Annotated in this window: 28 protein-coding genes; 4 read left to right on the top strand and 24 right to left on the bottom strand. The window is 54.6% G+C overall.

Translation table 11 applies throughout. The features are described 5' to 3' along the window. The first annotated feature begins 996 nt into the window (after positions 1-996). The 3 genes from hflK (at position 997) to SH410x_RS13240 (ending at position 6,257) form a co-directional block, all read left to right on the top strand. A complete protein-coding gene (gene hflK / locus SH410x_RS13250; protein ID WP_473676945.1) occupies positions 997-1,986 on the top strand; it encodes an FtsH protease activity modulator HflK in 990 nt (329 codons plus the stop codon). Beyond that, complete coding sequence (gene hflC, locus SH410x_RS13245; RefSeq protein WP_473676944.1) at positions 1,983-2,948, top strand: protease modulator HflC; 966 nt, start codon at positions 1,983-1,985, stop codon at positions 2,946-2,948. Before hflK ends, hflC begins: the two co-directional genes overlap by 4 nt. A gap of 189 nt (positions 2,949-3,137) precedes the next feature. Then, a complete protein-coding gene (locus SH410x_RS13240) occupies positions 3,138-6,257 on the top strand; it encodes a DUF7133 domain-containing protein (protein ID WP_473676943.1) in 3,120 nt (1,039 codons plus the stop codon). Positions 6,258-6,267: 10 nt separating this feature from the next. Here SH410x_RS13240 and SH410x_RS13235 read toward each other — a convergent pair whose 3' ends face one another. The 11 genes from SH410x_RS13235 to SH410x_RS13185 all read right to left on the bottom strand — a co-directional run bounded on the left by SH410x_RS13235 (position 6,268) and on the right by SH410x_RS13185 (position 15,394). Continuing rightward, positions 6,268-8,118 (bottom strand): glycoside hydrolase family 97 protein, encoded by a 1,851-nt coding sequence (locus tag SH410x_RS13235; RefSeq protein ID WP_473676942.1) that lies wholly within the window; start codon positions 8,116-8,118, stop codon positions 6,268-6,270. 1,370 nt (positions 8,119-9,488) lie between these two features. After that, positions 9,489-10,409, bottom strand: a complete 921-nt coding sequence (locus tag SH410x_RS13230; RefSeq protein ID WP_473676941.1) for a hypothetical protein — start codon at positions 10,407-10,409, stop codon at positions 9,489-9,491. Between the two features lie 165 nt (positions 10,410-10,574). Next, positions 10,575-11,069, bottom strand: coding sequence for a macro domain-containing protein (locus SH410x_RS13225; RefSeq protein ID WP_473676940.1), 495 nt, complete (start codon positions 11,067-11,069; stop codon positions 10,575-10,577). Positions 11,070-11,236: 167 nt separating this feature from the next. After that, positions 11,237-11,680: a hypothetical protein gene (locus tag SH410x_RS13220; RefSeq protein ID WP_473676939.1), complete on the bottom strand. Its 444-nt coding sequence runs from the start codon at positions 11,678-11,680 to the stop codon at positions 11,237-11,239. A gap of 151 nt (positions 11,681-11,831) precedes the next feature. Next, positions 11,832-12,089, bottom strand: a complete 258-nt coding sequence (locus SH410x_RS13215; RefSeq protein ID WP_473676938.1) for a hypothetical protein — start codon at positions 12,087-12,089, stop codon at positions 11,832-11,834. Beyond that, the gene (locus tag SH410x_RS13210) at positions 12,086-12,283 is read right to left on the bottom strand and encodes a hypothetical protein (RefSeq protein WP_473676937.1); all 198 of its coding nucleotides are present in this window, start codon (positions 12,281-12,283) and stop codon (positions 12,086-12,088) included. The genes SH410x_RS13215 and SH410x_RS13210 overlap by 4 nt, the downstream gene beginning before the upstream one ends. Positions 12,284-12,525: 242 nt before the next feature. Continuing rightward, on the bottom strand, positions 12,526-12,891 hold the full coding sequence (locus SH410x_RS13205; protein ID WP_473676936.1) for a hypothetical protein: 366 nt from the start codon (positions 12,889-12,891) through the stop codon (positions 12,526-12,528). Between the two features lie 177 nt (positions 12,892-13,068). Beyond that, positions 13,069-13,368, bottom strand: a complete 300-nt coding sequence (locus SH410x_RS13200) for a hypothetical protein (RefSeq protein WP_473671958.1) — start codon at positions 13,366-13,368, stop codon at positions 13,069-13,071. A 172-nt stretch (positions 13,369-13,540) separates the two neighbouring features. Beyond that, the gene (locus SH410x_RS13195; RefSeq protein ID WP_473676935.1) at positions 13,541-14,005 is read right to left on the bottom strand and encodes a hypothetical protein; all 465 of its coding nucleotides are present in this window, start codon (positions 14,003-14,005) and stop codon (positions 13,541-13,543) included. A gap of 232 nt (positions 14,006-14,237) precedes the next feature. Beyond that, the gene (locus SH410x_RS13190) at positions 14,238-14,540 is read right to left on the bottom strand and encodes a hydrolase (RefSeq protein WP_473676934.1); all 303 of its coding nucleotides are present in this window, start codon (positions 14,538-14,540) and stop codon (positions 14,238-14,240) included. Positions 14,541-14,710: 170 nt separating this feature from the next. Continuing rightward, positions 14,711-15,394 (bottom strand): hypothetical protein, encoded by a 684-nt coding sequence (locus SH410x_RS13185; RefSeq protein WP_473676933.1) that lies wholly within the window; start codon positions 15,392-15,394, stop codon positions 14,711-14,713. Between the two features lie 63 nt (positions 15,395-15,457). Here SH410x_RS13185 and SH410x_RS13180 point away from each other — a divergent pair, with 63 nt between their 5' ends. Beyond that, positions 15,458-16,918 (top strand): hypothetical protein, encoded by a 1,461-nt coding sequence (locus SH410x_RS13180; protein WP_473673834.1) that lies wholly within the window; start codon positions 15,458-15,460, stop codon positions 16,916-16,918. Here SH410x_RS13180 and SH410x_RS13175 read toward each other — a convergent pair. The 13 genes from SH410x_RS13175 to SH410x_RS13115 all read right to left on the bottom strand — a co-directional run bounded on the left by SH410x_RS13175 (position 16,855) and on the right by SH410x_RS13115 (position 25,547). Beyond that, positions 16,855-17,121 (bottom strand): HNH endonuclease, encoded by a 267-nt coding sequence (locus SH410x_RS13175; protein ID WP_473677308.1) that lies wholly within the window; start codon positions 17,119-17,121, stop codon positions 16,855-16,857. The genes SH410x_RS13180 and SH410x_RS13175 overlap by 64 nt on opposite strands. A gap of 259 nt (positions 17,122-17,380) precedes the next feature. Beyond that, positions 17,381-17,758, bottom strand: coding sequence for a hypothetical protein (locus tag SH410x_RS13170; protein ID WP_473676932.1), 378 nt, complete (start codon positions 17,756-17,758; stop codon positions 17,381-17,383). A 171-nt stretch (positions 17,759-17,929) separates the two neighbouring features. Next, positions 17,930-18,442 carry a hypothetical protein gene (locus SH410x_RS13165; protein ID WP_473676928.1) on the bottom strand — a complete coding sequence of 171 codons (513 nt, stop codon included), beginning with the start codon at positions 18,440-18,442 and terminating at the stop codon, positions 17,930-17,932. Positions 18,443-18,662: 220 nt separating this feature from the next. After that, the gene (locus tag SH410x_RS13160; protein ID WP_473676930.1) at positions 18,663-18,953 is read right to left on the bottom strand and encodes a hypothetical protein; all 291 of its coding nucleotides are present in this window, start codon (positions 18,951-18,953) and stop codon (positions 18,663-18,665) included. A gap of 146 nt (positions 18,954-19,099) precedes the next feature. Continuing rightward, the gene (locus SH410x_RS13155) at positions 19,100-19,684 is read right to left on the bottom strand and encodes a hypothetical protein (protein ID WP_473676931.1); all 585 of its coding nucleotides are present in this window, start codon (positions 19,682-19,684) and stop codon (positions 19,100-19,102) included. A 140-nt stretch (positions 19,685-19,824) separates the two neighbouring features. Further along, positions 19,825-20,232 (bottom strand): leucine-rich repeat domain-containing protein, encoded by a 408-nt coding sequence (locus SH410x_RS13150; protein WP_473671961.1) that lies wholly within the window; start codon positions 20,230-20,232, stop codon positions 19,825-19,827. A 241-nt stretch (positions 20,233-20,473) separates the two neighbouring features. Then, on the bottom strand, positions 20,474-20,962 hold the full coding sequence (locus SH410x_RS13145; protein WP_473671977.1) for an SMI1/KNR4 family protein: 489 nt from the start codon (positions 20,960-20,962) through the stop codon (positions 20,474-20,476). Positions 20,963-21,187: 225 nt separating this feature from the next. After that, on the bottom strand, positions 21,188-21,478 hold the full coding sequence (locus SH410x_RS13140) for a hypothetical protein (RefSeq protein ID WP_473676930.1): 291 nt from the start codon (positions 21,476-21,478) through the stop codon (positions 21,188-21,190). A gap of 237 nt (positions 21,479-21,715) precedes the next feature. Next, positions 21,716-21,994 (bottom strand): hypothetical protein, encoded by a 279-nt coding sequence (locus tag SH410x_RS13135; protein WP_473671952.1) that lies wholly within the window; start codon positions 21,992-21,994, stop codon positions 21,716-21,718. 551 nt (positions 21,995-22,545) lie between these two features. Next, entirely contained in the window at positions 22,546-22,887 is a 342-nt protein-coding gene (locus SH410x_RS13130; RefSeq protein ID WP_473676929.1) for a hypothetical protein, read from the bottom strand. A gap of 630 nt (positions 22,888-23,517) precedes the next feature. Then, on the bottom strand, positions 23,518-23,988 hold the full coding sequence (locus SH410x_RS13125; protein ID WP_473671969.1) for a hypothetical protein: 471 nt from the start codon (positions 23,986-23,988) through the stop codon (positions 23,518-23,520). Between the two features lie 182 nt (positions 23,989-24,170). Next, on the bottom strand, positions 24,171-24,464 hold the full coding sequence (locus SH410x_RS13120) for a hypothetical protein (RefSeq protein ID WP_473671954.1): 294 nt from the start codon (positions 24,462-24,464) through the stop codon (positions 24,171-24,173). Positions 24,465-25,034: 570 nt separating this feature from the next. Then, entirely contained in the window at positions 25,035-25,547 is a 513-nt protein-coding gene (locus SH410x_RS13115) for a hypothetical protein (protein ID WP_473676928.1), read from the bottom strand. Between the last annotated feature and the right edge of the window lie 212 nt (positions 25,548-25,759).

Below are 25,759 nucleotides of genomic sequence, written 5' to 3'. Positions count from 1 at the left end.
CAACGAATCCGCGATTCCTAAGCAACGCGGGATCAATAACTGGCGTAGCGGATCTTGTTAAAGATCCATCCAGAACAGGATCTTTAATAAGATCCACCACGGTAAACCCGTCACTTATTGTTCCTGGTATCCTAAGCACACCGCGAATGAATAGACCGAGTACCTGCGTTCGCCAGAACGTGGATTCCACCGTCTGGCGACGGCAGCGACATTTGATTTGACGCGTTCTATTGTCTCGCTGTCGCTTTTGAACGAGCGGGAGATGACTGCCTGAAATGGTGGTCGAACGCTCCGCGGTCGACCGTTCCGACCGCGGAGCGTTCGGCCACGTATTTTCCGCTCGTTCCTTCGCTCATAAAGATAGCCGAGTATGAGATCGAAGCAAGGATGGCGGTGCTCCGCCGTGCGACGATTCCGCGACACAGCCAACAGATTGTATCGATTGCGCTCCCTTATCGACTGGATGAATGGATGTGCGATGAATTCTAAGAGCGTCCGCGATCGACCGGTCGTTCGGAAACGCGGTTTTCCATCGGCAAAGCTGCTTGGCGGTTCGGGCGATTCGTCTAAGTTCCCTTGCCTCTGAGAATTGCTTGCGTGTGGCGAAACACGGCTCAACCGATGGATGCGCAAACGCATTCGGGAGAATTCCTTCGGCGTCACCCGCTCAGCCGCGTGCCCCATGGGCAACGTTCTCGCAAACGCATGCGGAGCGCTGCCCACGCGGGGGTGCTACATGGGGGTGCATCGCTGGGCCGAAAACACGACCGCCCCCCGGCAGTGTCCCTATTCCAGATTTTGAGCAGATCTCAGTCGCAAGCGTAGGTCGGGTCATGCCCCCGAATGACTCATGTCTTGAGGACGGCCTCGGTATGTCGCCGTGAGCAAGCTATACTTACGAAAGCTCAGCAATCGAGATGACTACGCGAGTCTGTCGCAAGCGATCGGCTGGCGGATTTCGCGACCATTTCCCCACATCAATAAACGAAAGCTCCCATGAAGTTCGATCCTGACGACTGGCGCGACTTTGACTGGCGTGACATCGACTGGAGCCAGATGCGGATGTTCTGGCTGATTCCGGCGTTTCTACTAGCTCTCGTTCTCTATACGGGGGTTTACACGGTGCAAGCAGAATCCCAGGGCGTCGTTCAGCGGTTCGGCAAATACGTCCGCAACGCTGAACCTGGCCTGCGATTCAAACTGCCCTTCGGCATCGAACGCGTGTCCATGGTGCCTGTGAAACGCCAACTGAAGCAAGAATTCGGTTTCGGAACTTCTAGCGCATCTAACTCCAACCAGTTTTCGGCGGAGCAGACGCTCGAACGGGGCATGGTGACCGGTGACCTGAACGCCGCAACGGTCGAATGGATCATTCAGTACCGGGTTCGCGAGCCCGAACTTTACTTATTCAAAGTCCGCAATCCCGACAGCACCCTGCGTGCGCTCTCTGAATCGGTCATGCGTACCGTTGTGGGCGATCGCACCGTGGACGAAGTCATCACAGTCGGACGACAAGAAATCGAAGCCGACGCACTCACACAGCTCCAGGAACTCGTCAACAAGTATGAGTTGGGGTTGAGCATTGACCAGGTGCAATTGAAAAACGTGAACCCGCCTCTGCCGGTTCAGCGTTCTTTCAACGAGGTCAACCAGGCCCAACAGGAACGTGAGCAGCTAATCAATGTTGCCAACGGCGAGTACAACAAAGTCGTCCCGCGAGCCAGTGGCGAAGCACAACAAAAGATTCAGGCGGCCGAAGGTTACGCACTCAAACGCGTCAATGAGGCCGAAGGTGACGTAGCACGTTTCAACGCCGTGATGACGGAATACCTGAAAGCACCCGAGGTTACCAAGCAACGCATTTACATCGAAACGATGCGCCAGATCGTTCCCAACCTCGGCAAGAAAATCATCATTGACGAAAGCGCCAGCCAAATTTTGCCGCTGTTGCAATTGTCCACCGAATCTACAAAGAACCCCTCATGAAAAATACGCCTCTGACCATTGTGAGCGGAATCGGGCTGCTGTTGCTCGTTCTGTTTTTCGCTACGAAGTACTCGGTTGATGAAACCGAACAGGTGATCATTACGCAATTCGGAAAACCCGTTGGCGACCCCATCACCGACGCTGGCCTGCACTTCAAACTGCCGTTCATACAAGATGTGACGCGGATTGAAAAACGCATGCTCGAATGGGACGGACGCCCCAACGAGATGCCAACCAAAGACAAGACGTACATTGTCGTCGATACCTTCGGACGATGGCGGATCAGAGACGCAAAACAATTCTTTCTGCGATTGCGGGACGAGATGAGCGCTCAGTCACGGCTCGACGACATTCTTGGCAGCGAAACTCGCAATGCGATCGCCAAACATGAGCTGATCGAAGTCATCAGAACAACCAAGGACCGCCAGCCCGACCGCGATGCGGTGCTGGTCGACGCCCCCGGAAACGTGGGCGTTTTGTACCCAATCACGAAAGGGCGAGCCAAGATCGAAGAAGAAATCTACAGCGAGGCTGCCGACAAATTATCCGATTTTGGTATCGAGTTGCTCGACGTACGATTCAAGCGGATCAATTACAACGAGAGCGTGCGGGAGCGGATCTATGATCGCATGATCAGTGAACGCCAGCAGATTGCGGAGCGGTTCCGCAGCGAGGGCGAAGGCGAGGCCGCAGTCATTCTCGGTAGGAAAGAGCGAGACTTGCTCAAGATTGAATCCGAAGCATACAAACGGGTTCAAGAAGTCCAAGGGGAAGCTGATGCGAAAGCGAGCGAAATTTATGCGAGCGCCTACAACCAAAGTGAAGACTCGGTCGCGTTTTATGAGTTCATCAAAACGATGGAGACCTACCAGGAGATGCTCGGTGGCGACAGCACGCTGATCATGACCACCGGCAGTGATCTCTTCAAATTCCTCAAACACGTCAATCCGTCCAAGCAATAGTGGATCAAATCATCTCCAGAGTCGGCAATCGCAGCACATCGAGTTTCTGGGAGGGGGCGAGCTTCGCTGATGTCATTGCCCCATCGACTCGGCGGATAAACCCTAAAATGGAGGTCACACCTCTTTCGCGTGGCGTGGCGGGTTAAGATTGAGAGGCCTCGATTGCCTCTCTCTGCCCACATTTGACTGATGATGCTTGCTTCCCAACCCCAACGCACGTTTTCTGCTCGTGCAAACGAGTTTCTCACCTACTTCACACTCCTATTCCGACTGGCCAGTCTGACCGCAGTGGCTAGTTTGAGTACGGGGGCGGTGGCCCAGGATTCCGACTCCACCACGCTCTCGAATAATCCCGTTGCGGGCAATGCCGAGGTTGCGGAAATTATGCGGAACCGCCCCGGTCGAGGAGTGATGCGAGACGACTCGCAGCCCACGCCCGTCGATATCGCGGTCACCCAGTTCGACGTTCTCGAGGGGCTGGGAATCGAAGCGGTGGCGGCCGAGCCGGATGTATCCCAACCGCTATTTGTCTCCTGGGACTCGCGCGGGCGGATGTGGGTGATCCAATACCGTCAGTACCAGTTTCCCGCCGGACTAAAGATCGTCCGTTACGATCAACACTTGCGAGCCGTCTTTGACCGCGTCCCCGAACCACCGCCGCACGGCACCCCGGGTTCGGACAAGATCACGGTGTTTGAGGACACCAATGGCGACGGCGTCTATGACACCCACAAAGATGTCATCACTGGATTGAACATCGCCTCGTCTGTCCAAGTCGGCCACGGCGGGGTCTGGGTATTGAACCCTCCGTACCTATTGTTCTATCCCGATTCGGATCAAGACGATATGCCCGATTCGGATCCCGAGGTTCATCTCTCTGGATTCGGCTTGCAAGATACTCACTCAGTTGCCAACAGCATGACCTGGGGACCGGACGGATGGCTGTACGGTTGCAACGGCAGCACGACGGTCGGCGACGTCAGTTCAGCGGTTAGTAAGGGCGTTCGTTTTCAAGGCCAGTGCGTTTGGCGCTACCATCCCGACAGCAAAGTGTTTGAAATCTATGCGGAGGGAGGCGGCAATAACTTTAGTCTCGAAATCGATTCAAAAGGCCGAGTGTTCACCGGCACCAACGGGGGCAATACGCGTGGCTACTATTTCCCGCAAGGCAGCTACAGCGAGAAAAACTGGGGCAAACATGGCCCGCTGACCAATCCCTATGCCTTCGGGTATTTTCACGCCATGAAATTCGAAGGGGACGGACGCCGCTTTCCCCAAGCATTCTGTGTCTACGAAGGAGGGCTGCTGCCGGCGAAATTTGACGGTACGATCATCGCACCAAATTCGTTGCATAACCTCGTATGGCATAGCCAGCGAATTCCTGACGGATCGACTTATCGAACCGTCGATCTGCCCAACTTACTCGAAACTTCCGATCGTTGGTTTCGTCCCGTCTATGCTGGCGTCGGCCCCGACGGTGCTGTCTATATGGCCGATTGGTATGATAGCCGGCTGAGCCATGTTAGCCCGGTTGACGATTGGCACAAAGAGAGCGGGCGTGTATTCCGCATCGTTCCCGCAGACAAGACGGCAACGTATCTGCACGGCGACCTCAGTGGCGCGGACAACCAAACGCTGATGAACCTCTTTGACGATGAGAATAAATGGGTGCGGCAGCGAGCCTCGCTCGAATTGGGGTGGCGAGGCGACCCGGCAGTGGCGGATTCGCTGATCAAATTGGTTGAAGAACAAGCGTCGCTCGAGGCGCTCTGGGCATTGAACTCGATCGGAAAGTTCGATCATGCCTTGGCCACACGCTGGATATCACACTCCGATGCCCATATTCGCCGCTGGGTCGTGCGGTTGCTCGGAGATCGTCACGAAGATCACACCGGTCTGACGGCAATGGCGGCGACGGAACCGGACGTGCAAGTTCGTAGCCAACTGGCCGCGACCGCGAAACGTCTGTCCCCCGCCGTCGGGCTGAGCATTGTTTCGGAGCTTCTGCGGCATGATGACGACGCCCACGACCTCCACATGCCACTGATGAATTGGTGGGCGATTGAAGCCCACGCGGATGCCTGGCCCGCGATCGAAACCATGTTCGCCGACGAAACATTGTGGAATTCCACGATGGTCAAGCAAACCGTATTGCAGCGTCTCGTGCAACGGTATGCGTCGGCCGGCGGCGACGAGAACCTTCAGCACTGCGGGCAGTTGATCGCGATGGCTCCCAACGATGCCGCGCGATCGCAATTGATCCAAGGGATCGACCTCGCGTTTCAAGGACGTGCGATTCCTCCCTTGCCCGCATCGCTCGATAAAGCCTTGGCCGACTACAAGGCGTCCATTGGTGAATCCAATTTGATCTTGTCCCTCCGTCGAGGCGATTCCCAGGCGATTAACGACGCGCTCGCACTGCTCGCCAATCCACAATCGAATTTGCCGCTGGCGATCGAAGCCGCCAATGTATTCGGCGAAATTCATCACGCTCCCGCGGCGAGTCGTTTGCTCGCCCTGGCGACAGGAAGCCGCACGTCCGAACCGGCGTTACAGCGTGTCGCGATCGCATCGCTACGTCAGTACGACACACCGTCGATTGGCACGACGCTATTGTCGTCATTTGGCAGTCGAATATCCGAAGAACATGGTCTGCGAGCGGCCGCTTGCCGGACCCTCGCCTCACGCCCGGCGTGGGCCTTGCAGTTGCTAACAGAGTTGACGCAGTGGCGAATCCAACCTGACCACGTTCCCTACGATGTGATTCAGCAACTCCGCACCTACGAGGATCCCGAAATCGCGAAACAGGTTGAAGCGGTGTTTGGTCCTATTTCAACAATCGCGACGCCAGAGCAAATCGTCGAAACGAAACGCTTGCGTGAGATGCTCGCCGCCACACCAGGCGACGCCGAAGCAGGCAAGGCGATCTTTGTGAAAGCCTGTGGTGTGTGCCACCAACTGTTCGGAGAGGGCGGCGAGATCGGACCACCCCTGGACGGATACGAACGGGGCAAGGTCGGTTTTTGGGTCGATTCGATCGTATTACCCAACCTGGAGATTCGTGAAGGGTACCAATCCTACGTGGTGCTGACGGAGGACGGCCGGGCAATCAATGGCATCATCGCCGAACAAACGCCGACCACCGTGACGATACGGAATGCCGACAATCGAACCACGACGATCGCGCGTGACGAAATCGAAACCTTCCAGGCACTACCGACCTCGTTGATGCCTTCAGATCTACTCAGCGAACTCACTGACCAACAAATCCGCGATCTGCACGCCTACCTATCTCGTGGGGCTAAGTAACCAATACAGCCTATCGCGATGATTCCGGAGAAATCCAGATGGCATGCCCACTACCATTGCTCATGAATGCCGTGATGGTACTCGCTGAGGAAACCTCCCGTGTCTCAATTTCGACATGTTTCGTATCCGAAGGATCTTCTCGATAGATTCTCGCCCTATATTTCCCTGGCCCAAGAAATGACATTGGGATGTCTAGACTCTGGGCTTCATTGGTAATGGTGCCAACGAACCAATCGTCTCCCTTCCTTCTTGCTACGGTCATATAGTCGCCTATCGATCCATGAACCACTTTTGAATCGTCCCAGGTGGTCGGCATCTCTTTCCAGAATTCCAATTCAGGGAACGGCTTGTCGGCATATCGGTCTGCTTGGTCATACCAATGCAGATATTGCAACGGGCTGTAAAAAACAACGCCTAACGCCAACTGAAACGAGCGGCTGACCACTCTCTCGTTCAAATAGCACGGCGTAAAATCACCCGCTCCTGCGATCATTCGTGCAAACGAAGTCGTCAAAACATTCTTGGGAGGATTACCTCGAGTGGCACTTTCCTCGTTGCCTAAGATCCCTTCCACTGTCAATACATTTGGATACGTTCTTTCAATTCCAGTCAGACGGAAGTTGTCATGAATATCGACGACCAGATGATATTTGGCTGCTTTCCTGATCGCGTCGAACAGGAATCCCATATCCTCCTGCGTTTTCCAGTCAACGAATCCGAACTTGACACCACGTATCCCCCATTTCTCATAGGTACTCAACGTGTGGTCCAAGTCGTATTGCGACATCGCGATCTTATTGATGTAGCAGATCAATCCGATCCCGCGAGCATCCGCATACCGAATGACTTCGGGGAGGTCAATTTCGCTTATGTACGTTACTGGATTGGACTTGCTATCTCTTTCTGGTCCGTACCAGCCGGCATCATAATGCACATACTGATAATGATTGGCAGCGGCATAATCAATGATGGCTTTGGCTGCTGAGGTGGTTAGACCGCTTCGCCAGCATTTGCCCGGCTTGATCCATGATCGATCGCCGATTGCATTGGGCGGCGAAAGATTCTGAAGTAGATAGTGGTTTTCGACCAGCGTACCAGGCTTCTCGGAAACCATGATTGCTCTCCATGGGGTGGATACCGGAGTCACTGCCGAAACTGTCCCACTTCGGAATGATGTCACCAGGCGGTTTGTGCCGTTACGACTTAACTGCATCGGAGCGTAGTTCTCGAGACTGCCAGCCTCTGCGATCGCTGCAAAGTATGAACCCGCCTCCACAAGCAAGGGACGCATGGAGTTGTCTCCCATCGCTGAAAGCTTGACCTTTGAATACTTTGATTGGGGATAGTCATCCCAATAGACATCGTGATCAGCGGTGAACTGAAACTCGCTGTTTTCAGATAAGATAGTGAGATTGCTCAGCTTTGCCTGTTCAGGGATTGTATAACGAAAGGCCACACCTTCATTGTAGGCTCGAAAGGTCAGCGTCAGTCGTCTCTTGTCTCCGGTAGCCTTGCTGAGATTGATAATTCGCTCATTGTATGAATCCGGATAGGAACTTTTTGAACCGACAACGGGAATCCAACTGTCGTTCGTTGCGTGGGTGCTTGTGCCGTCGACTTGAAAGTTCTCACTGAAGTCATCACCGTCAAGGGTCAGCGACAGTCGTGAATCGGAGAGAATGGTGCAGTCCCGGTACGATACGTCGTAGTACATCATTCCGTTGGACAGCTTGAAACGGATAGCATGATTTCCGTCGGGCGACTCAATGGTATAGTCAGCCGACCAGGCATTTGAATGACCTGGCACCAACATCACTACCGCCAAAATCGCAATCAGTTGGAATTGATGCATGAGTTTCATGATTTGTTCTTTTCTATAAACAGGTCGGTTCATACGGGTTTGGTCGCATTTCCGGTCAAGTGGAAGCATATTGCAGGTCGAATATCGGAGGCCAATCGAGTGCGTCAACTCGCATGGTCCGCATTGCGGAAATTGCTTCCGTGGCCGCTGCGAACGAAGCGATGGAGTCTAAGTCGCCCGACAGTTTAGCAGCCAGTGACCGCTCCGCAAAACAAGCGCCGTCATCGCAGACCAACTAGCACAAAAATCCTGGTGCGACGCCCATCAAAGTGCGACGTACGGTCCGTGTAAGAGACCGCCGAACTGGCCACGCAACCAGCGAGACGGTTGAAACCACGAATCACACGAATAGCCAGTCTTGTCTAAATTCGTGTCATTCACGTCATTCGTGGTCAAATCAATGCCACTCACCACAGAGCGACTGCTGGCCCGCCTGTCGAAGTAGCAACGGCCGGTCCGCGTAAGAGACCGCCGAACTGGCCACGCAACCAGCGAGACGGTTGAACCACGAATCACACGAATAGCCAGTCTTGTCTAATTTCGTGTCATTCGCGTCATTCGTGGTCAAATCAATGCCACTCACCACAGAGCGACTGCCCACCCGCCTGTCGAAGTAGCGACGGCCGGTCCGTGTGAGAGACCGCCGAACTGGCCAGCCAACCAGCGAGACGGTTGAACCACGAATCACACGAATCACACGAATAGCCAGTCTTGTCTAAATTCGTGTCATTCGCGTCATTCGTGGTCAAATCAATGCCACTCACCACAGAGCGACTGCTGGCCCGCCTGTCGAAGTAACAACGGCCGGTCCGCGTAAGAGACCGCCGAACTGGCCACGCAACCAGCGAGACGGTTGAACCACGAATCACACGAATAGCCAGTCTTGTCTAAATTCGTGTCATTCGCGTCATTCGTGGTCAAATCAATGCCACTCACCACAGAGCGACTGCCCACCCGCCTGTCGAAGTAGCGACGGGCGGTCCGCGTAAGAGACCGCCGAACTGGCCACGCAACCAGCGAGACGGTTGAACCACGAATCACACGAATAGCCAGTCTTGTCTAAATTCGTGTCATTCGCGTCATTCGTGGTCAAATCAATGTCACTCACCACAGAGCGAATGCCGGCCCGCCTGTCGAAGTAGCGACGGCCGGTCCGTGTCAGAGACCGCCGAACTGGCCACGCAACCAGCGAGACGGTTGAACCACAAATCACACGAACGACACGAATAGCCAGTCTTGTCTAAATTCGTGTCATTTGCGTCATTCGTGGTTAAATCAATGCCACTCACCACAGAGTGACTGCCCAGCCTGCGTGACCAACTGAGGAAGGTGTGCCGAAGGCCTAACGCAAAAAACCTTGTTAGGCGACCCTACGCATCGGGGACGACGTAATTGTCGCGAGGTGCCCAAGGGCCATTACCCAGAAATTGAGCAACCCGATCGGCAAGAGGGATTTTGCACGAGGCAACGAATGCCGCATTTCCAGCATCAACAAATGTGGCATTGTTGAGAATTTCGTTTACAACCTTGGGGTAGTCAGACATTAAATTACGAAACAGCACCTGAGCCAGATGGTAGCTGAGTTCTTGCCCGTCGTCAGGAGAGAAAAATGAATCACCCGACCAGAACATGTCGATAGTTTCGGCATTCCAGTATGCACGATGGCGACGGCGTACTTCGTGATCCACCATGAAATACGATGAGTCCTGCACGACATCCTCCATGACCTGAGTCACACCTTCGTTGAGCCACAAAGGTAAAGGCAAATGGCGCAACAGGGCGTGATTTAATTCGTGAGCAATCACTCGTTCATAGTCATCGCCATAAGCAGGGCAGACCGCGAAGTGGCCGTACCCAACGTCGAGAAACATACCGCCAGACAAAGCGAACTCGCCCTCGTCGGGGTAGAAGTCAGTTACGTAGTCGTAATAGCTGTCGACATCACCGAAAAGCAAGACAACGTGTTTCCCGCACCCCTCATCGCTCGCTACGCCATCGAGCGTCTTAAGAATGGTTCGTCGGGCTCGCTCGGAATAACGAAGCAATCTCGTGCCGAGCGATTCGTCCGAAGCGAGCAGCAGGAATTCAGGCGATTCAAGAACGGTGTAACCCCTGGGTAGCGATTGAGTGAGTCGAGCGAGCCAGTCACGAGCAATTTGTGTCCAGGAATCGTCAAGTGAAATTGAGTCGACATTGGGCTCGACCCACGAAGCGATTACTTCCCATTTGGGGCGCGGCAGGGACTCGCGAACGTCGATAGCATTGGGGATTGGCGATAGAGAGTCTTCCATTCGATAGATCTGGGTCGGCTAACGGAAGGGTTTGCCGACGCCGGTGGTGACCGAAGCGAGCGATGCCTGAACGACGACAAATTGTACCAAGGCCAGCGCCCGTTGCCAAACAAACGAAGGTGTGCCGAAGGCCTAGCGTAAAACCATGTTAAGTGAACCGGCGACCTACGCTTCGGCTGCAAGTACAGAGTTGATTGTCCCAGCATTCTCGACAGATCGCACCACAATCGTAATGGATTCAATCGGGAATCGGCCAATAACCGAGTGCGCGAATGCACGTGCGAATGCGTCAATTGTCATTGGGCCGTAACCAGTCGCAAGCGTTGGCATCGCGATGGTTTTTGCTTCGAGTGAAACCGCAAGTTGGAATGCGGTGGTGAGTGTGGCAGCGACAATTTGGTGCGAGGAATCATAAAACGGGTCGATCGCGACAGCATGAATGATGTGCGAAAATGGAAGCGAACCGGCGGAAGTCCGAACGACCGTGCCAGCGGGAACGGCCGATTCGCCAATGGATTCAAGGTGAGCGTGTAGTTCGGATTGGATGTCTGGGGCACGTTCGCGGATCGCGCCATTGACGCCGCCGGACATGTTGAGCCAAGGGTTGGCGGTGGAAATCAGGACGTCAGCAGCAGCGTCGAGCACGTCACCAACGGTCACCACCACATTCATCTAGGGACACCCAACGGGAAGGTTTTTACGAAACCGCCCTAAACGAAGCGAACGATGTCTGAACTACGAGAGATTGTACCAAGGCCAGCCCGCGTGACCAACCAAGGAAGGTGTGCCGAAGGCCTAGCGTAAAAACCATGTTGCGCGACCGGTCTCTAACGGTCAGGATTGTCCGCAAGGATTGTGGCACGGTCTAGTTCGGAATGATCTATGCCCATTATCTCGCAAATTTCGAGCAGTGACGCAAGCGATTCAACGGCATCGGTATCTGGTTGGCCGTCGTTTACAGTCCCGACCGCCGCGCCCTCAAGCGTCAGGTTCCAGTTGACGCCAAACTCACGTGACGCCGACGAAAGAACATCGAGGATTTTCGTGGCGTCCGCATGGGCCATGAAGCTCTCGATGGCGGGATCGTCGTGCAACAGGAAGAGCTTGGTATTACCGGTGAGGCGATCTGGTGCGTCGGGATCGTCGTAGAAGTGAATAGGTTCGCACCACCAGTCGTAGCCGGCGGAAGCGGATTCGATGTGAGCCAGAATTGCAGCGCGAATGTCGGAAGCAACCGCAGAATTAGTTTCGTACGAAAGAGAAGTGCTCATTCAGTAGGTCGCCCAACGGAAGGTTTTTACGACACCGCCCGAAACGAAGCGGTGGAGTTTGAATCACCAATAATTGTACCAATGCCAGCCCGCGTGGCCAAACATGGAAGGTATGCCGAAGGCCTAGCGCAAAAACCATGTTGGGCGGCACCTACGTGCCAATCAAGCGATCATACTCTGCATGATTGCCGATCCAAAACCAAAGAAGACCGTCGTCAGTCTCGACAGCGAGTGCACGGAAATCTCGCCCAACGCGAGCAGATCGGTAACGGCCGACCTTCTTGAAGTGAAGGGACGGATGATTCGGGTCAGCCTTGAGGAGTGTAAAGTTCTTGTCGGCCAGCGTTCGGATCGCATCCGGGAGTTGTTTGTAGCAATCCCAGAATGCCGGGCTTGCTGAATGATTCATAGCGGCGTCGATTTGCCAGCGGCGTGATCACGTAGCGCTGCGTCAGCAAGCGAATCCAAACGCCCGTCGTGTGCGTCAGTTTCGATGCGTTTGTCAAACTGCGCGGAATCAAAATTCAGAAACCACTCGCGAAATTTCGCGAGTTCATCTGGGGGTAGTTTCTCGATCGTGTTTTCGAGCTCTTGAAGTGACATAGCGGATTGCCTTTCGAGCGGTGCCGCCCAACGGGAGGTTTTTACGATGCCGGTTCTGATCGAAGCGGAAAACATCGCACGCCAAACATTGTACCAACAGAACTCACGTTGCCAAAGATCGTAGGCGTTCGCGGGCTTGCACCAGAAGGAACGAGACCGAAGCGATTGATGTTTGCCCACCAAAAAACGCTTCAACGACGACAGCCGCGACTAGCGTAAAAACCATGTTGTGCGACCCTGCGCTACGGATCAGTCACCACCGGAAAACGGTCAAGCAGCAACCGCAAGTCATCGAGAGCGGTGTAAACCTGCGGTTGCAGCTCAGGCCACGGTGCACCGGAATCATCGGTTAGCGGAACAGCATGTGTGCGAATGTGGTCGATAGTGGAACGAAGCGCATCCGCGATGCGACGGGCGAGCTCAGGTGACTCCTGCAGATGGCGGTCGAGTGAGATTCCGCCGTTGTAGCCGCTGATCGTCAGTTGTTCGACGACGTCCGGTTGGTCAGCATGCACGTCGGCGACACGCGCGACCAGCCATCGGTACACGGCATTGCGGATGATCCACGTGTGCTCGCTGGTCGGCGCAATCGAGATTGTCACGGACATTAGTGATTTCTGGGTCGGCCAACGGAAGGTTTTTACGACACCGCCCTGAACGAAGCGAACGATGCCTGAACTAAGAGAGATTGTACCAAGGCCAGCCCGCGTGACCAACCAATGAAGGTGTGCCGAAGGCCTAGCGTAAAAACCATGTTGTCCGCCCCGGCTGAACTGCGCAAATCGCTATTCGAGCGAAAACATGATGCAACGTATCGGGCCATCACCGCCAAAGAATGTTTGGTCAACCCAGTTGGCGGGCGCGAAGATCACGCAACGCCGATAGTGTAGCGACAAGTCTTGAGTCCGGAATACGTCGGCGGAAGGCGTGTAGAGTATCCCGACCATGCCATGCTCGACGCTCTCGGCGTAAGAGCGTTGTCGTAGTTGAACGTAGCGTCCGGCGTATGCCATCAGAACGGCAGCAATTGCGACCAAGACGAACAAAGTTCGCAAACGAATTCGGCGTGGCAGCCAGTTTGGCATCGGATGCAACCGACTAGGGGCGGACAACGGGAGGTTTTTACGTCACCGCCCTAAAACGAAGCGAGCGAGTCTGAACTACTAGAATTGTACCAATGCCAGACCGCGTCGCCAAACAGGGAAGGTGTGCCGAAGGCCTAGCGTAAAAACCATGTTGTCGGACCGTCGCGTCGATCTAGCAGTTGGCCCCGGGAAGGCGAACGCGAAAAGTGCCGCAGAACGTTGCGAGCAGCATCCCGTACCGACCGGCACCGTGAGACGCGACAGTGATTAGCGGGTCGGCGAACGAGGGAAACGCATTGGACCCAGCAGCGGAGCATTCGTTGTCACCGAATGACGCGGTGAATTTCCACAAGACACCATCGTCGATGTCGTATCCAAGGTCCATCGGTGTGTAATCAGGCCGCCAGCGCCAAACGTCCAGAAAATCGAGCGCGTTGCGAAATGCGTCCAATTGCAAGTCGTTAACGTCGATGCAGGTCAAGTGCGTGTTGCGAAACGTGTCGAAGTGGCGGAACGCGTCGTCACCGGTGAACCGCAGTTGGCCGGATTGCAGCTGCCAAGTGTAATGACCGCCGAAACAGTGGTCTTCGGCAAGCGTGAATGACGGCTGCGTGCTCAATTGGTTTAGGTCCGACAACGGAAGGTTTTTACGACACCCGTCCCTGCGGAACCGAAAGATGTCGAATCAAGGAACATTGTACCAACGGTTCGCCGCTTGAACCACGAGCGAGGGTGTGCCGCTGTCTCCATCGGAGAAAAGTGTCACCGAAGCGGACGACGTTCATGGCCGGAAGATTCTCCAACGGAGAGCGGCCTAGCGTAAAAACCATGTTATGTCACCGCGAGCATGGGTCGAGCATTGGTTGCGGTCAGTGGTTTGACGCGTTGCCGGGCAGAATCACGTCACAATAGTCAAGGAGTTCGTCACCACGATCGTCGAGGCAGATGTCAGGTTTGGGCAGGAACCCGGCAAAGCAGTCAGCGATACCAAGCGACGTAGCAACATCGCGCGAGTAGTCGCCGCCGCCGCGAGACCAACAGTAGAGCGTGTGACCGTCGGCGTGCATCCGGCGCACGAAGTCCGCGCTGGCGGGCATGGGAATCTGCGTGGTGCCAACAGTGCGAATCAACGTGTCATCGACGTCAACGTAGATTACGCGTTTACGATCCAACGAGCACCTCGGTCACATAACGGAAGGTTTTTACGACACCGCCCTGAACGAAGCGAACGATGCCTGAACTACAGACGATTCTATCACCAGAGGGAGGCATGAACAAACGACAGCGGTGTGCCGAAGGCCTAGCGTGAAAACCATGTTAGCCGCCGCGGACCACTAACGGTCTAGGTGAACACCAATTCGTGCGGGATTGTCAGTGTAACACCATCGTTGTCGCGTGAGCATCGTTCCATCATCTCGAAGAATTCATCGCTTCGATCAGAGGGAGCCGGCATATAAACGAAGTGATACGATTCAGTTTGTTTTTTGAGCCGAATTGCGACCATAAAGAATTGCACACCATTAACGTTTCCCGGAACGATGAAGTACGGGTCCGTGTAGGGGACTGCGCCGTTTCGCAGTTCGCCAATGAGCGATCCCAAACGAGGGGTTTCTCGGTTCATGTCGCAGATGCGGCGTCGCAGTACCTGAACGATTTCCGTGCAAGCGTATTCGTAGCCGAAACACTTGTACAAGGACAAGTAGGCGCAGCGAAGCAAGCCAGTCTGAAAACGGTTCTTGATGTATCCGTAATTGATCGTCAGATTCAATTCACCAAAACGACCAGCTTCTGCGTCAGCCTGCATCGCCGCGACTTCAGCGGGGTTTGAAGCCTCACCAACAATGTTGATGTTTTTGAATCCGTCGCCCCATTCGATGTTAGCTGTTACCCGTTTGCCAAGCACTTCCAGTTTTACGGGCAGTGTTCCGTGACCGTTGAAACCGTCTTTTGTCTTCTGGAATTGCGACAAGTGTGAATGGGTGCGATCCACGTAATGCGCCCTTGATTTGCTGGGATAGGTATTCATGAAAAGAGGCTTCCTCCTGCAAAATGTTGGTTCTCACACTAACACCGCAGGAAAGGAAGCCTCATGGATGTCAAAGCTAACGTCGGAAGCCTTATTCACGCAATCGCAACTGATGAGATTGCGCAGTTCACTGGCCAAATTGCCGACGATTTGCGGCAACAAGTCACCATGCTGCTGGAGTTGTTCGCCGGGAACGACCCGACACCTTCGCGAACGCTTGACCTGGAAAATGCTCTTCAAGACCATCTTCGGGAATTCGGACGCAAGTTGATACAGTGGCTCGTTTCTCGACTTGAACCGGAACTCTCGCAGATGCCCGGAACGATCAAGCACCAACGTAAATCTTATCGTCGCTTGGCCGAAAAAACGCCACGGACCGACGTTGTCACGCGGTTCGGGAAAGTCACAATTGTTCGCGCCCGCTATCGACGCGGTCGATCCGGTCGAACGATTTTTCCGCTCGAAATGTTGCTTGGCGTGGAGAACGGATTCACGCCCGCAGCGGCGACCCGCGTCGGCAAACAATTTGCTGCCGCAGGAAGTTCTCAAGGCCGAACGCTGGAGTTGGTCGAGGATCAAATGGGTACGAAAATCGGCACCGAGAAGCTTCGCAAACTCGTCGGCACACTCGCTGGTGGCATGGAACCCTTTCGTGAGCAGGCTCAGGTGGACAAGTTGATGAAACTGGTCGAGCAAGCCCGGCAGCGGAAACTGAAGCCGGTGCTGTCGGTTAGTCGCGATGGTGTGGCCTTGGGCTTGGCACCATGGAGCTTCTTCGAGATGGCGAGCGTGGCCTGCGTGAGCGTGTTGGCTGACGGCAAGAAGCTCGGTACAGTCTACCTGGGCTGCACTCCCGAAAGCAATCAAGTCACGCTCTCGACGCAATTGACCAGCCTGCTTCAATCGACGATCCGTCGCTGCGGTGACTGCGTGCCGGAGATCGTGTACGTCAGCGATGCCGGCAAGGTCGAGACGGCATATTGGAAGAACACGTTGCGGAAGTTCTTCGTCGATGGCGTGCGGATCAAGATCACTCGCGTCGTGGATTACTACCATGCGGCGGAGCGTCTGACGACGATTGCCAAAGCGCTCAAGTTTGGCAAGAACAAAGGCAAGCGGCAGGAGTGGCTTGAACATGCTCGCTGGTTGCTGCTGCAGCCCGGCGGACACGGAAGGATGCTTCGCAGTATCGCGAAAATGCGAGAGCTACATAAGTACAAGGCGTCAGAGAAAGAAGAAGCCGTCAAAGCGGAACGATACCTTCGTCGCTACAGTCGTTTTATGAATTATGCTGAGATGAAATCACGAGGCTACCCAATCGGTAGCGGCGTCGTGGAATCGGCTTGCAAGCAAGTGGTCAGCGAACGGATGAAGTTGTCCGGCATGCGTTGGCACAAAACCGGCGGCCAAAGAACCATGAGCTTACGCTGTCTGCTACTGAGCGGAATTTGGGATACTGTCTATAGGGCTTGGCTCAACTCAAAACCAACCGTCAGCGAACTTATGAATTCGGGAACCCTGTGAATTACCGACTCGATGAGCGCAGCACCCAGATCGCACCCGTGTGAATCATAGAGGCTTCCGTGCGTGTTGTTGCAGGTTGTACAGGTAAGGACAACACGGTTGCCACCAACGGACCCCGGAATAATGTGTTCAATCGAGAGTGTGTCGAAGGTCGTCGGCTCCCAGCAAAGTGGGCAAGTGAGCGATCCTTCGGGATGAGACATCCCGGCAGCGTCCGCGCTCTTGCGGTAGTGATCGAACAGTTGTTGCTTATTTTGGTTGGCCATGCTGGTGTCCAGTACGTTTTATTGAAGGACACGAAAGTTGGGATCAGGTTCGACTAGCGGCGGCTAACGGGGAGCATGGCCGACGCCGCCCCTCTTCGAAGCGAAAGACGTTGGCCAACCAGAAGATTATACAACCAGATCCCGAGTGGAATGAAGAAGGAAGGCGTGCCCGAAGGGCCTTTGCGGCCATGCTGTGTTAGCCGACCCGGTCGATCGAGGGCCAGTCAGACGACCATTCAATTCGAATGGAATCGCAGTTGAGCTGGAACGACCATTGCCCATCATCGAGGTCCGTGCAGTGAAAACCGACAATCGACCACGGAAGAAAGTTGAACTCTGGATCGTAGTTGGTTTGCAGGATGCGCCCCACATGTGCATTGCGAAACGTGATAACAGTTGGCGAGGTGTATTCACGCTGCTCGGGGACGACTCCGAGCACAACAACATCTGAGGAATCGTCGGGTGGGTTTCGGCGCACGGTAAATTCGACGACGCAGTATTCACCGACATGGCCATCCGGAGAAACGTGATCCGCCCAATCACCGTAGACAGCAGATTCGATTGCGGATGGCATCGGAGAAATCTTGGGGCGGCTAACGGAAGGTTTTTACGACACCGCCCTAAACGAAACAAGCAATGTCTGAACTATGAAAGATTCTACCAAGGCCAGCGAGCGTTGCCAAACAACGAAGGTGTGCCGAAGGCCCCAGCGTAAAAACCATGTTGTGCGGCTCTTGAAGCGGAGTTAACCGTCGAACGATCGTTCGTATTCGTCTCGAATGCGTTTGGACTTGATGTCGCCCTTGATGCAATAGGGGCAACCGCATGGTTTGCGACCTTTTGCGCCGGGATAGTATCGCCACCCCAGTACCTGTGGCAAATTGTTGATCTTGTGAATCTCCTTGGCGTCGATCTTGCGAGGAATGATAACCTCGAAACCCTCAGGTTGTTCGGTGTTGAACACCACGCCGACGGCCTCGCTGGCCGTCATCTCGGTGTGGGCCTGATTATAGTGTCCGACGAGAACCAATTGTTCGTCCGGGATGCGGAAGTAAACGCCGACGATCGTGCGTTGCCCGCTGCGCTTCAGTTCACGCAACCATTGGTGTGAAACGTAGAAGTCGTTGGTGACGGGCATGGCAAAGACGATGCGGTCGTAGCCATCTCGCGCGACGTTGCGAACCCGACGCGTCTTGATGCCGGAGCGGCGCATTGAGTCGCTGTCGTTTTCAGGTGCAAGATGAACGAAGAGAGCCATTTGAGCCGCACAACGGAAGGTTTTTACGACACCGCTTCTCACCGAAGCCAAAAAACGTCGCAACACCAATCAGTTTACCAAAAAGAAACCACGTTGCCAAAGAGGCGGTGTCCGCGGCGTGGCAAACCAAAACACGTCATCGAAGCGATCGACGTGGCGAACCAAACGACGCTCCAGCGACGAAGCCGCGGCCTTGCGTAAAAACCATGTTATGTGACCGTCAGCCTCGGTATCGCGTTTGCTGTGCCCATTGGCGACCCTCTGGTGTCTCCAGCCATTCGCGACCTTCGTGCGATATCAGCCAAACAGGATCGCGCGTCTTGCGACGCAGCCAAAAGTCAAAAGCGTCAATCGGCGAACCACCAACGAGATTGTAGATCGGCCAAAGCACAACAGCCAGAACGAGGCCGCCGAATCCAATGTGCGGTTTCGTCAGCGCGTACGTCAGCACGGAAAGCGTGAGAGAGATCGACATGTAACCGATGTTGCGAATCGGTTTCGCAATGCGCATGATTCGAGTAGGTCGCACAACGGAAGGTTTTTACGACACCGCCCTAAACGAAGCGAGCGATGCCTGAACTACGAAAGATTGTACCAATGCCATGGCCCGTTGCCAAAGAGCCAAGGTGTGCCGAAGGCCACAGCGTAAAAACCATGTTATTCGCCGCTCGCCACCAGTTCGGCATGATATTCGTTGAGCCGTGCAATATATGGGGTGACGAATTCAATGAAGTCAGATGTGACCTCAGCGATGGAGCCATAGGCACCAGATGATGCGAGATCGTAACCGTCGTCGATGCGGTAAATGCTATTGCGTTGAGAATCGTCCAGCAAATCTTCGTTGTCGATATCGAGCAAGATAGCGTAGAGGGAACGAGCAGCTTGCTCTAGCGAGATGCGTTTGGCACCGAAGGCAAGTCCAAGAAACGCGAAACGGAGGTCAATGCAAAATTGAGGGTTGTTGGTGCCCAGCGATTGAAGGTTGGAAACCACGAAACGCGGGTCAGTCTCGCGGCAGAGCGAAAGGTCAATGAGCGCGTCTGAGGCCTTGTCGCATGCCTCCAGCTGGCGGTCGGCCCAGTCGATAATCTGAGGTTTGTCGAAGTGGCCAGATTCATAGCCCCACCGAAGGACGTCAGCTTCGGATGCGGAATGGTCGGCCATCGTGATGACTGCGAGCGAATAACGGAAGGTTTTTACGACACCGCTTCTCACCGAAGCCAACAAGCGTCGCAGCGTCAAGCAGTTTACCAAAAACAAACCAGTTTGCCAAAGAGGCGGTGTCCGCGGTGTGACAAACCAAAACGCGTCATCGAAGCGGTCAATATGGTAAACCAAATAGTTGTCCAAAGACGAAGCCGCGGCCTTGCGTAAAAACCATGTTAGGCGACTCTCGCGCCAATCACACAATTTGGCAACTGTTGTTGTAATTTGGCAACGCCGTCATGTGTAACATCGGTGTCTTCAAGGGCAATGTGAGACAAGTTGGGCATCTTTGCGAGGAAGGCCAAGCCGGAGTTGGTCACCCGGGTATTGCAAAGTACGAGCGTTTCAAGGGACTGGAGAACGGTCAGAGATGCAAGTGCATCGTCGGAGATTGGACACCAGCTGAGATTCAGAATCAGAATACTAGCCACATCATTGCGAGCTGCGAGCAATTTGACGGCGCCATCCGTCAACAGGCCGCAAGTAAAGTCTGCGTCGACAATCCTGCCATCTTCATCACGTTTGACCATCGAAGGCATATTCAATCCGTGTTCCACGAGGGATTCGTCGTCGAATTTTGCCATTAGCTGAGTCGCCTAACGGAAGGTTTTTACGACACCGCTTCTCACCGAAGCCAACAAGCGTCGCAACACAGAATAGTTTACCAAAAAGAAACCGCGTTGCCAAAGAGGCGGTGTCCGCGGCATGGCAAATCAAAACGTGACAACGAAGCGAACGAATCTGCACGCCAAGCGATGCTCCACCGACGAAGCCGCGGCCTTGCGTAAAAACCATGTTAGCGGACATGGGAGCGGAGAAGACGCATCAATCACCATAAGCATCCGGATCGTACACAACATTTGGCGGGTCGATGATTGACCGCTCCGTTTCCAAGACGGATTTGACGTAAAGGCCAAACGATTCGTGCACGATATCAGGAGTGAAGGGGCGCGAATTGAGATTGTGCAGTTCTGCGGCATCAACGTCATGGATTGCGAATTCATCTCCAAGCGTACGCGAAGAAGTATCGAGCACAACGACGCCGCCATCACCCATGTCGTTGAGGATCACAAAATGGTGCGGAAGAGAGATTGAATGCCGCAGTTCGAGAGTAAGGGCAACCGATTCAGAAAGGTTGGGAATGCCCGTTGCGTGCCAGTAGCCGTAGGTCGTGAGCAACCACTTGATTGAAGGTGGGAAGCGGCATTCGAGGTCAGCTTCGTATTGCGCCAATGTGCAATCGGATTCGGGAAGACGCCCGCGAAACCAGTCGGCGTTGGATTCAACGAACTGGCGAAAAGCGTCGAACTCCATTTAGTTTATGTCCGCTAACGGAAGGTTTTTACGACACCGCTTCTCACCGAAGCCAAAAAACGTCGCAACACCAATCAGTTTACCAAAAAGAAACCACGTTGCCAAAGAGGCGGTGTCCGCGGCGTGGCAAACCAAAACACGTCATCGAAGCGATCGACGTGGCGAACCAAACGACGCTCCAGCGACGAAGCCGCGGCCTTGCGTAAAAACCATGTTATGTGACCGTCAGCCTCGGTATCGCGTTTGCTGTGCCCATTGGCGACCCTCTGGTGTCTCCAGCCATTCGCGACCTTCGTGCGATATCAGCCAAACAGGATCGCGCGTCTTGCGACGCAGCCAAAAGTCAAAAGCGTCAATCGGCGAACCACCAACGAGATTGTAGATCGGCCAAAGCACAACAGCCAGAACGAGGCCGCCGAATCCAATGTGCGGTTTCGTCAGCGCGTACGTCAGCACGGAAAGCGTGAGAGAGATCGACATGTAACCGATGTTGCGAATCGGTTTCGCAATGCGCATGATTCGAGTAGGTCACATAACGGAAGGTTTTTACGACACCGCTTCTCTCCGAAGGCAAAAAGCGTCGCAACACCAAACAGTTTACCAAAAAGAATGGACGTTGCCAAAGAGGCGGTGTCCACGGCGTGGCAAACCTAAACGCGTCATCGAAGCGAGCTACGTGACAAGCCAAACGATTCTCCAACGACGAAGCCGCGGCCTTGCGTAAAAACCATGTTAGGCGACCGTTGCCACTGGTTATCGGCCAACCATCGCCAAAAGTTTGGTCACGACAGCGTCCAGATGCGAGCATGGCGACGAGAGTCCCATGTTGTCGGTCTCGATGTGTGCGAGATGCTGGCGAAGTTTAACGGCGTCTGCGCCGGAAAGCAGTAGTGAACAAACGCCTCCGACGTAAGAGTCGTATTCGTCATCAGCAGGTGACACGTCGTTGATTCCGATTGGGTCCCAATCGCGCCAGAGGGACAAACGCACCATTGACGTCAGTTCCGCAGCAGTTGGTTGGCGTTGAGTCACGATTGATCTAGGTCGCCTAACGGGAGGTTTTGCCGACGCCGGTGGTGACCGAAGCGAGCGGCGTGGAATTGCGAACAGCTAATGATACGCTGGGGGAAGGTGAATTACCAACGTAGGCGTGCCCGTAGGGCCTCAGCGGCAAAACCATGTTAGACGATGCGTTGAAGTGCCAAGACAGTATCAACTCGCGAAAGATGTGCAAGCCGACCGCGCAAACCGGTGTGCATTCGTGGCACGACATCGGACACGTTTTAAGCCACGGATCGGCACGGATTTACACGGATGGTCAGAGCACCGATCTGCGCAAGGGGGGCCTCGTCGTGAGTCCCACGACGCCGCCAAAGCGGTTGATACTCAAGCCCGTGATTCGATGCTCCACGTCAACCAGCCCGTCCGCGCAACCAAACCCCAGCATCGTCTAACGGAAGGTTTTGCCGACGCCGGTGGTGACCGAAGCGAGCGGCGTGGAATTGCGAACAGCTAATGATACGCTGGGGAAAGGTGAATTACCAACGTAGGCGTGCCCGTAGGGCCTCTGCGGCAAAACCATGTTAGACGACCGGTGAATGGCCAGTAGAGTCGGCCAACACCAATCCGGCGGCAAGAAGATGTTTGCGAGCGAACCAAATCACGGAATCAACGCGATCATCGGGGGCATCCGAAATCATGAGCGATGTGTCAGCGCCGTCAGCCACCAATTGCACGGTGTATTGGAGGCCACGTTCCATCAGGTAGTCACGAATCACGACCGGCGAGGCGACAACGGCGTCAAGCGGCGCAGGATCAGCGGTCCGTCCAGCGAAACCGAAAAGGACGTGGCCAGCGTCGTCGTGCGAGAACGCGGCGTGAACGACAGTATCAACATCGGCGGAGATCGTAATGGATGCTGCCATCAGTGAACTCTAGGTCGTCTAACGGAAGGTTTTGCCGACGCCAGTGGTGACCGAAGCGAGCGGCGTGGAATTGCGAACAGCTAATGATACGCTGGGGGAAGGTGAATTACCACTTAGGCGTGCCCGTAGGGCCTCTGCGGCAAAACCATGTTAGACGATGCGTTGAAGTGCCAAGACAGTATCCACTCGCGAAAGATGTGTAAGCCGACCGCGCAAAACGGTGTGGATTCGTGGCACGACATCGGACACGTTTTATGCCACGGATCGACACGGATTTACACGCATGGTCAGAGCGCCGAACTGCGGAACGGGTGCCTCGTCGCGAGTCCCACGACGCCGCCAAAGCGGTTGATACTCAAGCCCGTGATTCGATGCTCCACGTCAACCAGCCCGTCCGCGCAACCAAACCCCAGCATCGTCTAACGGAAGGTTTTTACGACACCGCTTCTCTCTGAAGTCAAAAAGCGTCGCAACACCAAACAGTTTACCAAAAAGAAACCACGTTGCCAAAGAGGCGGTGTCCGCGGCACGGAAAAACCAAAACACGTCACCGAAGCGAAGGCCATAGCAAACCAAACGATGTTCCAACGACGAAGCCGCGGCCTTGCGTAAAAACCATGTTGTACGCCCCTACTCGCTGGGTTTTGGCGGGACACATTCGTTGGCCCAAGACGATTCGGGCATGCGATTGAATACACGCATAAACCGCGCGAAAAGCGCAAACCAAATGAGCGTGCCGTTTGGTGGTGGATCGGGAATTGAGCATTTGAGGGACGACATCATCATGTTCGAGGCATGAGCCTCGTCCTCAGGAAGTTCGATGTAGCAGTATGGATCGTCGTTGGCGACACAGAATACGGCGAGTCGAATCCCAAGATTGCGGTCAACGCCAGTTTGGTAGTAGTCGCGGATGTCGGATTCGGCGGCGAGCTGTGATTGGTCGATGTAGATAGGCCGAGTCGCCAGATAGCGGGAGCCAACACCGCGGCGCGAGATGATAGAGTCACGCCAAATCCAGCGCAGAGTGTCCGACACGTTCTGCGATCGGAGGAAGTCGCGAAACGTCGAAACAGCGTCGTCAAATGGAGGTGATGGCTGCATCAACGAGTGACTGGGGCGTACAACGGAAGGTTTTTACGACACCGCCCTGAACGAAGCGAGTGATGTCTGAACTACGAGAGATTGTACCAAGGCAAGCGTGCGTGACCAACCAAAGAAGGTGTGCCGAAGGCCTAGCGTAAAAACCATGTTGCACGACCGCCGCGCCGCCAAAACGGCCGCAATCATAGTCCACGACTGCAAGCATCCGCGATAATCGAATTCACGCGTGCCATCTGCGGACGCGACGCACTAACCGTGATTTCAATAGTCTCTGGTTCGTAATCCTCGACGTAGCCGGAAACGCGAATTTTGGGCGAGTCAAAGAATACGTAGCGTTTTTCGTCGCGCTGATTCTCGCGGGCATCAAGGAAAACGCTGTCAATCTCGGCGGCGGGGAAGAACACGCCGAGCGCACCTTCGAGGCGGGCGAACACGAGTCGAAGCGAATCGTCGATGGTGATGGGATTGTCAACCATCGAATACCTGAGGTCGTGCAACGGAAGGTTTTGCCGACGCCAGTGGTGACCGAAGCGAGCGGCGTGGAATTGCGAACAGCTAATGATACGCTGGGGGAAGGTGAATTACCACTTAGGCGTGCCCGTAGGGCCTCTGCGGCAAAACCATGTTAGACGATGCGTTGAAGTGCCAAGACAGTATCCACTCGCGAAAGATGTGTAAGCCGACCGCGCAAAACGGTGTGGATTCGTGGCACGACATCGGACACGTTTTATGCCACGGATCGACACGGATTTACACGCATGGTCAGAGCGCCGAACTGCGGAACGGGTGCCTCGTCGCGAGTCCCACGACGCCGCCAAAGCGGTTGATACTCAAGCCCGTGATTCGATGCTCCACGTCAACCAGCCCGTCCGCGCAACCAAACCCCAGCATCGTCTAACGGAAGGTTTTTACGACACCGCCCTAAACGAAACAAGCAATGTCTGAACTATGAAAGATTCTACCAAGGCCAGCGAGCGTTGCCAAACAACGAAGGTGTGCCGAAGGCCCCAGCGTAAAAACCATGTTGTGCGGCTCTTGAAGCGGAGTTAACCGTCGAACGATCGTTCGTATTCGTCTCGAATGCGTTTGGACTTGATGTCGCCCTTGATGCAATAGGGGCAACCGCATGGTTTGCGACCTTTTGCGCCGGGATAGTATCGCCACCCCAGTACCTGTGGCAAATTGTTGATCTTGTGAATCTCCTTGGCGTCGATCTTGCGAGGAATGATAACCTCGAAACCCTCAGGTTGTTCGGTGTTGAACACCACGCCGACGGCCTCGCTGGCCGTCATCTCGGTGTGGGCCTGATTATAGTGTCCGACGAGAACCAATTGTTCGTCCGGGATGCGGAAGTAAACGCCGACGATCGTGCGTTGCCCGCTGCGCTTCAGTTCACGCAACCATTGGTGTGAAACGTAGAAGTCGTTGGTGACGGGCATGGCAAAGACGATGCGGTCGTAGCCATCTCGCGCGACGTTGCGAACCCGACGCGTCTTGATGCCGGAGCGGCGCATTGAGTCGCTGTCGTTTTCAGGTGCAAGATGAACGAAGAGAGCCATTTGAGCCGCACAACATGTTTATAGGCGACACCCTGTCGCATTAAACGCAAGGTGTCGGAAAGTGGGCTATTTTGGTGGTTTGGGTAGCGGTGTGCAAGGTTGGTTTTTGCTTTTCTTGATTTTCTAACGGATTCGACGTCTTTTTTCTTGATTGGTGAGTGTCGAGCGTTAGATTCGAGATGGATATTTTGGCTATTTGAGCTGAAGGCTTT

The organism is Rhodopirellula sp. SH410 (assembly GCF_055811895.1).
Note: the sequence above shows the minus strand (reverse complement) of the source record. Positions and strands in the feature narration are given on the sequence as shown.